This window comes from Shewanella chilikensis (assembly GCF_002836945.1).
GTDB lineage: Bacteria > Pseudomonadota > Gammaproteobacteria > Enterobacterales > Shewanellaceae > Shewanella > Shewanella chilikensis.
In genome coordinates, this window is sequence record NZ_NIJM01000046.1 from 22,252 (window position 1) to 32,674 (window position 10,423).

Sequence of the window (10,423 nt, forward strand, 5' to 3'; positions counted from 1 at the left end):
AATAAGATCCCGTAAAGATGATGGCTCATGCTAGCCCATCAGCCTTACGGGCACAAACTTCAGCAACAGAGCGCCTCCAGCGCCGCCAAAGATGCCAGCTTCTCCCCCTGCATCATGGCGCTATCGGCGTCGACATACTGGTTGATGCCCTGTTGCACATCTTCACCATACAAGACCACATTGTTGAGCACCGCAGCCACTTCCAGGCCTCTCAGGCGGCCGAGTGTCAACAGCGCAGCTGTTTCCATGTCGGCCCCCAAGACTCCGAGTCGATGCCAATGACGGCAAATCTCCAGCTCATCATCCCGGTAAAAACTGTCGTGTGAACGCACTATGCCGGAGTGGAAGCGGCAATCCCGGCGCTGCAAATAGGCCGCCATGGCATTGATAAGCTGCCGACTCGCCAGCGCCGGATAACCGGGCGGCGCATAACAGCCGGAGCCACCGTCATCGCGCACTGCGGCCTCCGCCAGAATCAATTCGCCCAAGGCTATCTGCGGTTGCAGCGCGCCGGCGGAGCCGACCCTAATGACACGGCGGGCGCCACACTGATACAACTCTTCCAGGGCGATGATCGCCGATGGTGCGCCTATCCCTGTACTGCAAACAGTGACAGCCACGCCTTGGTAAAATCCGCCCATGCTGCGAAACTCGCGGTTCTCTGCCAGCAACCGGCCATCGTCCAACAGCGCGGCAATCCGATTGACCCTTTGTGGTTCACCGCAGAGGATCACCCGCTCACTCACCTGCGCCGGAGACAGACAGATATGCGGCTGTTTATCGGCACTCATCAGCAAGCCTCCGCCGGACGGCTGCCATTGTCTTTGGCGGTACGCATCCACTGACGGGTGCCGTTGGCGGCAATAAACAACAGGATAATGTATTCAATCGACAGGGCATAAACCCCCTGGGCGGCATAGATGCCGACACTGACCACATTGATAAGTACCCAGAGGATCCAGTTCTCGACATATTTCCGGGTCATCAAAATTTGCGCCACCACAGACAGCACTGTCATCACTGAATCCCAGAAGGGGAAGGCATCCGGCTCCAGCACAGGCTGGGCCAGCCCGGCACCAAACAGGTTGAGCGTATCGACACTGACCTGGGCAAAGAGAGCAAATACCGGGTCGATATAGACAGTCATCAGGCCGATGCCCAGCACTGAAACCGCCGCGGTAAAGGCCAGTTTCTGCTTCGACAGCCAACGCACCTTGAGGGTGTCGCCGGTTTGCTGATCCGGCCGGGTCCAGGCATACCAGCCATAGAGGTTGGCGCAGAAGAAAAACAGTTGCAGCAGCAAGATGCCATAGAGCTGTATTTGATAAAAAATAATCGCAAACAGAGTTACATTAACCAATCCAAACAGATAGTTAATCGTTTTTTCCTGGCTGGCAAACCAGATACAGAGCAAACCAAATACTGTGCCCACGGCTTCAATCCATGACATGGCATAGCCACTGCCAATGGGAATGTTCACCAGGGTATTGTTGATATCAAACCAGGCGGCAATATCCATCATCTATTCCTTGCATTATTGTGTTTTGCGCCCATGTAAGCAGATGGCAAAGCTCAAGTTAAGGACATTTGTCCACCTTGGCTGATTTAAGTCACAGCACACAATTATTTGATCTCTTCAGCACGGCGTCCATGCCGGTCACAGAGGTTCACAATAGAGTTTTTCCACTTTTGGGATTCGCTTTTTTCGATTCGGCAACATTGGGCGCCATGTAACATTTTGGTTAATTCACTCAAGTCAGATGTGACTCAGTTCACTTTCCCCTGTTAGGTATCCCGCCATTATTCGGACATACCTTGGAAGCATTTACCCAGCTATGAAAGATATAAAACGACTGGACTATGAATTAATGCAGGTGCTTATCGCCATAGATGAGCATAGAAATTGCCAAAATGCAGCCCATGCATTGAGGATAAGCAATTCGGCTATGAGCAGGTACCTCAAGCAGCTCAGAGAAATTTTTGATGACACCCTGTACATCCGCCGTGCCAGTGGTTTTATTCCCACCCATAAAGCAAGTCAATTACTGCCCATGATTAGGGAGTTGTGTCAGCGCTATCAGGAGTTGGAAAATCAGTTCACCGAGTATCAACCGGCCAAGTCACGGGAGCACTTTGTTATTTCCGTTTACGATGACTTCAGTCCGATTATTCACAAAATACTCAATAATAAGGTGCGCCCTTTCGCTCCTGACATGAGTTTTGATATTCGAATTCTTTCCCACGAATACACCACAGAACTGGAAAACGGCAATATAGATATTGCCGTGATGTCAGAAAGTTATACCGGCGCCCATTTACAGGGCAATCTATTTGCCGAAGTGAAAAACTTGTATTTATTGGGCAACCGTAAACATCCTTTCTTGCAGGATAATGTGCAGGTGACTTTGGAAGACCTGTTCAAATACCCTTATTATGAGATGGATAATTTCTGCGACTTACCCGAGCCTTTAATTGTCTCGGCAGCCAGACGGCGCAACCAGGATTGTGTCATTGCCGGCTCTACCGGGAGTCTGGCCAGCCTCGCCTGTGTACTGCTGGATATGCCTTACTACTCCATATCCTGCAATCTATTTACCACAGATTATATCGCCAGCTTTCCCAATCTTATTTATAGAAAACTGCCTCTCGAAATAAGTCAGACGCTTTTAAGCGAAATAAACACCAACAGAGATATAGGCCATTATGTCGTGGTCAGTGATCTAAATAAATCACAGGCCAGAGACTGGCTTAAGGAGGTATTGATCAGAGAGCTGAAAAGCGAATGGAATAGGGGAAGGTGCAAATAAGTCCTAGTGGCACTCTGACTTGCACAGCTGCTGGCATTCAAGGCATCTGACTGAAGGCATGCCGGGGCCTGTCAAAGTCGGATAACGCAGAAAGCCGATTGCTGTGAAAGCCCCGAAGGGCACACATGAGGCTTGTTCGCACCTTCCCAGGAAAACCCAACTCATAACAAAAAGTCTCCCGGAATGAACAATGGCAAGAGTTCGCTCTTGTCAGGGGGAGCTATTACCTAAGGGATAACAAGATGAAACCAAAAATACTGAATATGGCCACATATTCGGCAGGGTTGGCTGCGCTCCTTTGTCTGCTGGGACAAGGGGTTCAGGCGGCAGACAGCTGCCTGAATTGTCACAGTGATCAAGCCAAATTACAGACGCTGATAAAGCAACATCAGTTGGAAAAAGAGTCGCTCTCCGTCGAGCAACAATCTCTGCAACTTTTGGTAAGCCAAACAGATATGGGCAGCCATGCCGAACTCGGCTGTCGCGACTGCCACAGCAAGGCCGACAAACCAGGGGGCAGAGCCTGGCACCCAGGCGTTCTGGCCGATCCCAGTGCCGATGGCGGCAGTGTCTGTGGCGACTGCCATGGTGAGGAGATGATTACCAACTTCCGCCACTCACTGCACTTCACTGTCAATGGTGTCGCCAAGGGCTTGATGGAAAGATTGCAGCAGACCCCAGAGCGGGCCCAGTTGTTTGAACAGATGCACAACGGTGAAGAAGGCTGTGCCAGTTGCCACGCAACTTGCGGCCAGTGCCATGTCAGTGCTCCCGACTTCGCCGGTGGCGGCCTTTTGAACAAGCACGCCTTTATCGGTACACCGGATCCGGTCAAAACCTGTGAAACCTGTCACTATGAAAATGCCGAGCAGCACAAAGAGCAAGATGTGCACGTCACCAAGCACAATATGAGCTGTATCGACTGTCACAGTGCCCAGCAGGAATTCCACGGTCGGGACATCAAGCAGATCCCCGAAGGCAGACTCTACAGCGAAGGCCCGGACAGCAACAAAACCGGCCCTTACGAGCAGACTCAGAAACGCGACATTATCGTGGTGAAATGTGAAGACTGCCACCAGGATAAAGTCGCCGATCACACCGAACTTCTGAGCGGTAAGGCATCGCCCATAGATCACAATGCCAAGCTGAAGTGTACCGCCTGCCACACCCAGCCCTACAGCAACTGCTTCGGTTGCCACCAGGACGACACCTTGTCTGTGGGCAACTGGCAGAGTCTCAAGACAGCCGAGACTCCGGAGCAGAACATCAAGCTGGGGCTCAGCATAGCCAATGATAAAAACAGCAAGCTGATCCCGCTGAGCCATTCGGCCGGGATCAGTATCGATGCCGGGGTCAAGGTGGATCTCAAAGATCCGGCCACCAAATCCTATTGGGTGCCCTTTTCTACTCACTTTACCGCCAAGAACCCTCTGGCGACCAAGCAGGCACGCGAAAGTGGGCGCATGTGTGAAAACTGCCACAACACTGATGAGGATATCTTCCTCAAAGAAAGTGACGTTCATCTGGGAGAGACAGATCCCGTCTCCGAAAGCCAATGGATAGTCCCTAAAGAACGTTTACCCAAACACTGAGCCCAGGAGCCGAATATGAAACATAAGATGATAATCAGTTTACTGCTGTGCGGTCTTGGCAGTATGCAATACGCGCAGGCCCAGGAAAGCGCCTTTCAGACCTCAGGAGTGATCATGGGGCTGAGCAACTATCTGTGGCGCGGCCTGACCATCAGCGACGACAAACCCTCACTGCAGGCCGATATCATGTTGGAACATGAGACAGGTTTCTATGCCGGGGTCTCCTTTGAAACCTATAGGTATCAAGGCGATGAAGGCATAGAAAAAGACTATGAAATCGACTACTACGCGGGTTACTACCTGACGGTCAACGACGAATTGGGCTTTGGCTTCAATGCCATGCGTTACACCTATGGCGACAGTCACTCCAATCTCGAATACACACTGTCCATGGACTACAACAGCTTAAACTTGGCGCTCAACTATGATCAGGACTTTGAAACCTGGTACAGCGAGGCCAATTATGCGCTGCCGCTGGCACAATATGGCGAGCTGGTGATCCATGGCGGCTATTACTTCGATGCCGAAACCATGGGCTTTGAAGATAAGGGGGAACTGCAAGACAGCGCCTACGATCTGGCGCTGCGCTACAGCTATCCCCTGTTGTCACAGTTGGATCTGCTGCTGGAAGCCAGTTATCAGGAGTTTGAGCACGACCACTATATGATAGGACTCGCGTTCAACTTCTAATCAAACTAGTTAACGACTAATTCCTCACCATAATAATAATTAGCAACTCCCAAACTCTTGCCCCGCCCCTGCAGCGGGGCTTTTTTTAGGTTCATACTAGCCTTCCGGGTAATGCACCGGCTTGATCAGACACATGGCGAGCATTTTCTCGGCGCAATAGGCGGCGCGCAGATAGTCCCGCGCTTTAGCTCCCTTAAGGTTGTGACTCAGCGTCATCAGCCCGAGACGCTCGGCCCTTTGCGCCAATGTTGGCCTTGGTGTCGGCAGGCCATCGGCCAGCTCATCCAGCACCCCATGCAGGGTTTGCTGCATCAGGCCAAGGCACGGCTGCGGCGCCTGGGGTGCTGACGGCTCGGCCAGCGCCTGCGCGAGTAGTTGCTGGTCGCCGGATTGGGGCAAGGTATCGAAAAAGAGGCTGAACCAGTTATTGAGCAGCAGGGACACAGGCCGCAGGTATAAGTGGCTGGCGGTGCGCTCGATGCGCGCCACTATCAGCTCGGGTACCCGCTCGCCCAGCAACTCCAGATTGGTCACGGCTCTTTGACTCAACTTGTTGTAAGGCAGCGAGAAACTCAGCAGCGCCCGCTCCCTGTCCCAATAGTGCAATTCCATACACTGACTGGCCTGATTGAAACCACTCAGGTAGAGACCGCTCGGCCGGAAACACAGGTACTCCTGTTGCCAGTCTATTTCGTCGGCAACAGAGAGACTCACTGGCTCCAGCGGTTTGGTCGCTGGGTAGACCCGGGTATCCTGCAAACGCCGCAGGCGCCCCCAGGCATTGAGTTCGGCCTGAGCCAGGGTTTGGGTCTTACCCTGCCACCCCAAGGCCGACGGCGCGCCTGCCAGCATGGGCAGACCGCGAAATACACTGGCATAATCCAGCTGCTGCTCGGCTTTGGGGCGGCTCTCGGCCAGGGTGATAAAACGCCCCTGCTCATCCTGCAATACCTGAGTCACACCATGGGCGCCCCCTTCGCTCTGCCAGGGGAAAGCGCCCAGCCCCAGCACCTGCTCCGGCGCTTGTTGATAGGGTCTTTGCGTCTGTGGCTGGCTGCCTTCCAGAGCCGCCAAGGAGCGGGCCAGACAGCTGAGCAGCAATTTTCTATCCCTGACGCCTTGGCCCGAGACATATTTCTCCAGCGTGCCATGCAGCTGTTTCAAAGCGGTCAGCGGCAGATTCTGCCTGTCCATGGGCACCAGCAGAAGTTCCAGCTCTACCAGGGATGAGGGCCGCAACCTCTCGATGCCGAGCTCAGTCATCTGCTCCAGCAACTTAAGGCAACGGCTCTTTAACTGATCGCGGCTCTGCTGCCCCAGATACTGCAACTGCGCCTGCTCATCGAGCAGCCATTGCGGCCATTCAAAGGCGATGGCCTGCTCACGGCAATAGAGCCAGACGGCGAGCAGCGCATAACGCTGCGCCTCTTCGGTGCAGATAATATCCTGCAGCCCCTGTACGCACCGAAAATACAGCTGCTGCCCCTGCAGTTCGACGCAGACTGTGCCTTGCGAAAGCTTAATATCCGCCGCCCAGCGGCGCTGACTCTGCTGGTACAGACGGCGAACCTGAGCCTTGCCGGCATCATTCAAAAGCTCGGCCAGATGGAGTTCCACCCGGGGCGGCTCTTCGACGCGAGTCTCAGGGGATGCGGGCCGCTCCAGCAGATAAAGCGCCGCAGCCACTATGTGTTTACACAGGCCGGAGGCGCCGCAATCACAGCGACTGGCGAGCGGGTTATCCCAATCCAGCAGCCCCTTTTGCCCTTCAAACTCAAAGCCATAATCCAGCATCTGCGGCTGGCTTTTCTCCAACGCCTTGCGGGCCCGGCGCACCAAACCTGCACTACCTAGGCTGGTGAGTATGGTTTCATTCATCGGCGTAGCCCCATAGTCAGCGCCAGCCATTCGGCAAAGTTATCCGGGCTGAGTGAGCCTATCTCCATCCCCAGGCGCTGCAGGTTATCGGTGCTAAAAGTGCTATAGAAAGGCTCGGCATCGTGATTCATGGCGGTCATCCCCAGCATCTTGATACCACTGTCTATCATCCCCTGGGCCTGGGCCAGCAAGGCCTGCATCGAACCGCCCTCTTCAAAGTCGGACACGGTTGCCACCACAGAGCGCCCCGGCTCGGAGCAGAGTTGCTGACAATAGCGCCAGGCCTGGGAGATTAGGGTGCCGCCGCCCAACTGGCAATTCAGCAACACTGACACGGGATCTTGGGCCTGCTCACTCAAATCCACCACTTGGGTGTCGAACACCACCAGCGACAACTTCACCGCTGGCAAGCGGGTCAGGATCCCGGCGATCACTGCCGAGTAAATCAGCGAAGTCGCCATGGAGCCGGACTGATCTATGCAGAGCACTATGTGCCAGGGCAATTGGTGCTGCTGACGGGCATGGAAATAGACCCGCTCGAAACAGACCTTCTCGCCATCAAAATGCTTGAGGTTACGGCGAATACTGGTCTGCCAGTCCAGATTGGCCAGCCGTTTCACCGGACTGTGGGCCTGGCGGTTGAGCCTGCCACTCAAGTTGTTGATATAGGTCGGCCGCAGGCGACGCAGCAACTCCTCGACCACTCCCTGAATAATTCGCTCTACCTGTTGCCGAATGGCCGGCTTGTGATGGGCATTGAGTTTCAGCAACTGCTTCAGCACCCCCATACTGGGAGTGATCTTTTCCAGCACCTGCGGCTGCTGCAACACCTGATGCAACCCAAAGCGCTCGACCGCATCTGACTGCAGCCTGTCGTTGACCGAACGGGGAAACAGGGTCTCCGCCGCCTCCAGCCAGTTGGTCACTGCCAACTCGCTTTCCCCCAAGCCAGCGCTTACCTTGAAGCCACGCTGCAGCTGGCCCTCCTGATAGAGCTGCTGCAACACCTCATCCTGTTGCTGTTGCCGGGAGCTGAGACGGGTATCAAGCGCGTTGGCATAGCGCCCCAACACCAGACGCCAGCGCTGCTTCAGTTGCTCATCCATTGACTCAATCCTTGTTGCTCCAGGTCACTGCGCAGCTGCCGCTCCAGCGCCAGCCCCTGTTGAAAGTCCTGTTCAGATATCCCGTATTGCAACCAATTCAGGCCATTATCCCACTGATTCAGCTGCAGCAAACGGCGGCAGAGCTCATCCACCTCTCTGGCATCCAGCGCGCAGAACAGGCCCCTCATGGCCGGTAGCTTGTCGATAAACTGCGCCTCACTCAGCTCACTGAGCCAGTGATTCAGCATGGGCAACAGGCCATGGTCTTGCCGCAACCAGTGCGGCACCACCTTGAGCAACGCCTCAATCGCAGGGAAGGGATCGTTTTGCAGCTGCAACTGTTGCAGCAGTGGCGCCGGGTCCAACTTGTCCAGCTCGATAGCCAAGGCCTGCAGGACAAAATAGAGCACGGGGCGATGGGCGTTATGGCTTGTCAACCAGCGCAGTCTGTCACGCCAGGGAGACTCGAGCTCGTCCTGATGCAAGACAGCTACGCTCTGCAGATCCAACAGTAACTTCAGCGCCTCTTCATCGCTCAGGCGGTTGATTGCCGGTAAATGAAAGCCGACCTGATGCCATAGGGCTTTTTGGTAAGCCAGCAGCTCAATATCGGCAAACAGTGGATGATGCGCTGCCGCCAGCAAGGTCATAAAGCTATTGGCCAGTTGCTGAATGTCGCTGCATTGGCTTATCTGCTGCGCAATGGCATGGGCGCTCAGCTCTTCCGGCATCCCCAGATGCAGTGCCAACACCAGTTTTTCCACCAGTTGCTGCAAATCTTCCTGGGGCAACTCACTGAGCCGCCGTTTTACCACCAGCTCGAGACGCAGCCCCAGGCTGGATTTCTCGGCCAGTGCCACTTCCACCGCCGGAGTCCAATGATAGTTCCAATGTTCGTGGCGATGGTTGAACTTCAATTGCCGGATGACCGGCATACCATTTTGCGGCCTGGCAAAACCACTGCCCACAAACAGCAGCCGACACAGGAGGCGACGGCGCTCAATATGCTTGTCCGTCATGGCGTAGAGATCGAAGTGGCAGCGTCCCGGTTTTTCCGTCTGCAATCTGGCCTTGCGACATAGCGCCAACACCTCTTCCACCAGCGGTAAACTGGGTTGGTCAGCCGGTAACTGCCCCAGGGCATCGCCGCTGAGCACCTTTTGCCAGGGTTCGAGTGTCGATGCCGACAGCTGCTGTTTAATCAGGCAGCTGCCCAGAGAATCCAGCAGATCATAGCTGCCGGGGCGCGCCAAGCCACGCAAACTACAGAGGGCCTGCAGATGCTCAAAGCAGTTTTTCTTATAGATCAGCGACAGTTGCGGCATCTGCTCCAAGAGGTAGAGCAACCAATCATCGGCGTTCAATTGCCGCTGCTGAAACTGCCAGCGACAGAAGGCCGGATAAGGCATACCGGCGCCGTAGCCTTTGCGGGCATCCAGCAAGGCGTCACTGAAACGGATCACAAAGCTGTCTTGCGTGTCATCGACGACGATCGCCTCGGCCTCGTCGGCAAAGTTAATCAACGCCGGGGTATGAAAACCACCTGTGAGCACGGCCACTCGCTCATAGCGGCGGCGGGCCGCCTTGATATGGGCCCGCATCTGGGTTTCACGGGCCAGATCGCCCATCTCTTCCAGGATGTCTGTGCCAAAGCAGGCACGACTGGCGGCGCAGAACAGTAATACCTGGGTAAAGAAGCTCTCGGCCGAGGCGAAATTTTGTTGTTCAAACAAACGCTGCCAGAGTTCGTCGGCATCCCGGCAGCCCAGTTGTTGCTGTAGGCGGCGGCTGTAGTCCGAGCTTAAAAAGCGGCTATCACTCCAGCGGTTGCTTACACCACCCTCCTGCGCCTTTTCATCCAGATCGATGAAGATCACCTCAATGCCCTGCGCCGTCGCCCAGCGCAGCGCCTGCCATTCGGGGCTGTTTTCGGCCAGAGGGTAGTAGCTGCCACTCTGATAGATGGCAATGGGCGGCACCACAGTATCACGCTGCAGTAGTGACTGATGGCGGATAAAACTGCCGGGGGCTTCTATTAACACAGCCTGGGGCTGCTGGCGCTGCAACTGCTCCAGCGCCATGGCGGCGCAGGCGGGGCTGTGATGCCGCAGCGGCAACCAGCACACCCCGGGATCGGCCGCGGCGGCCTTGAGCAGTTCGCCAAACTCCTCTCTAAGGAGCATCACCTCATCCACAGCGCTTTTCCTGCCTGGAAGAAGGCTTGCCAGCCCTGGCGCTCTCGGGCGACCACATCCATGTAATGAGCTAGCTTCTTCACATCGTCGGCCTTGTCCTTGATTAAGTCGGATCGTAGCCATGTCGTTCTGTGGGCCAAGGAGTTGCGGATACG

General features: G+C 55.1%; 8 protein-coding genes. 3 read left to right on the forward strand and 5 right to left on the reverse strand.

What is annotated here, in order from left to right; translation table 11 throughout:
• Window positions 1–59: 59 nt before the first annotated feature.
• Both CX651_RS15390 and pnuC read right to left on the reverse strand, forming a co-directional pair.
• On the reverse strand, window positions 60–791 hold the full coding sequence (locus CX651_RS15390; RefSeq protein WP_037474249.1) for a nucleoside phosphorylase: 732 nt from the start codon (window positions 789–791) through the stop codon (window positions 60–62).
• Entirely contained in the window at window positions 791–1,522 is a 732-nt protein-coding gene (pnuC, locus tag CX651_RS15395; protein WP_269149838.1) for a nicotinamide riboside transporter PnuC, read from the reverse strand. Before pnuC ends, CX651_RS15390 begins: the two co-directional genes overlap by 1 nt.
• A 313-nt stretch (window positions 1,523–1,835) precedes the next feature.
• On the opposite strand from pnuC, the gene CX651_RS15400 reads away from it, so the two are divergent.
• From CX651_RS15400 to CX651_RS15410, 3 genes are all read left to right on the forward strand, one after another.
• A complete protein-coding gene (locus CX651_RS15400; protein WP_101056755.1) occupies window positions 1,836–2,807 on the forward strand; it encodes a LysR family transcriptional regulator in 972 nt (323 codons plus the stop codon).
• 242 nt (window positions 2,808–3,049) lie between these two features.
• Window positions 3,050–4,399 carry a hypothetical protein gene (locus CX651_RS15405; RefSeq protein WP_101056756.1) on the forward strand — a complete coding sequence of 450 codons (1,350 nt, stop codon included), beginning with the start codon at window positions 3,050–3,052 and terminating at the stop codon, window positions 4,397–4,399.
• A gap of 15 nt (window positions 4,400–4,414) precedes the next feature.
• Entirely contained in the window at window positions 4,415–5,089 is a 675-nt protein-coding gene (locus tag CX651_RS15410; RefSeq protein ID WP_101056757.1) for a TorF family putative porin, read from the forward strand.
• 96 nt (window positions 5,090–5,185) lie between these two features.
• On the opposite strand, the gene CX651_RS15415 is transcribed toward CX651_RS15410, so the two are convergent.
• The 3 genes from CX651_RS15415 to CX651_RS15425 are packed head-to-tail and all read right to left on the reverse strand — an operon-like array spanning window position 5,186 to window position 10,268.
• Window positions 5,186–6,967: an SWIM zinc finger family protein gene (locus tag CX651_RS15415; protein WP_101056758.1), complete on the reverse strand. Its 1,782-nt coding sequence runs from the start codon at window positions 6,965–6,967 to the stop codon at window positions 5,186–5,188.
• Window positions 6,964–8,073, reverse strand: coding sequence for a VWA domain-containing protein (locus CX651_RS15420; RefSeq protein ID WP_101056759.1), 1,110 nt, complete (start codon window positions 8,071–8,073; stop codon window positions 6,964–6,966). Before CX651_RS15420 ends, CX651_RS15415 begins: the two co-directional genes overlap by 4 nt.
• Window positions 8,058–10,268, reverse strand: a complete 2,211-nt coding sequence (locus CX651_RS15425; RefSeq protein ID WP_101056760.1) for a DUF5682 family protein — start codon at window positions 10,266–10,268, stop codon at window positions 8,058–8,060. Before CX651_RS15425 ends, CX651_RS15420 begins: the two co-directional genes overlap by 16 nt.
• Window positions 10,269–10,423: the final 155 nt, after the last annotated feature.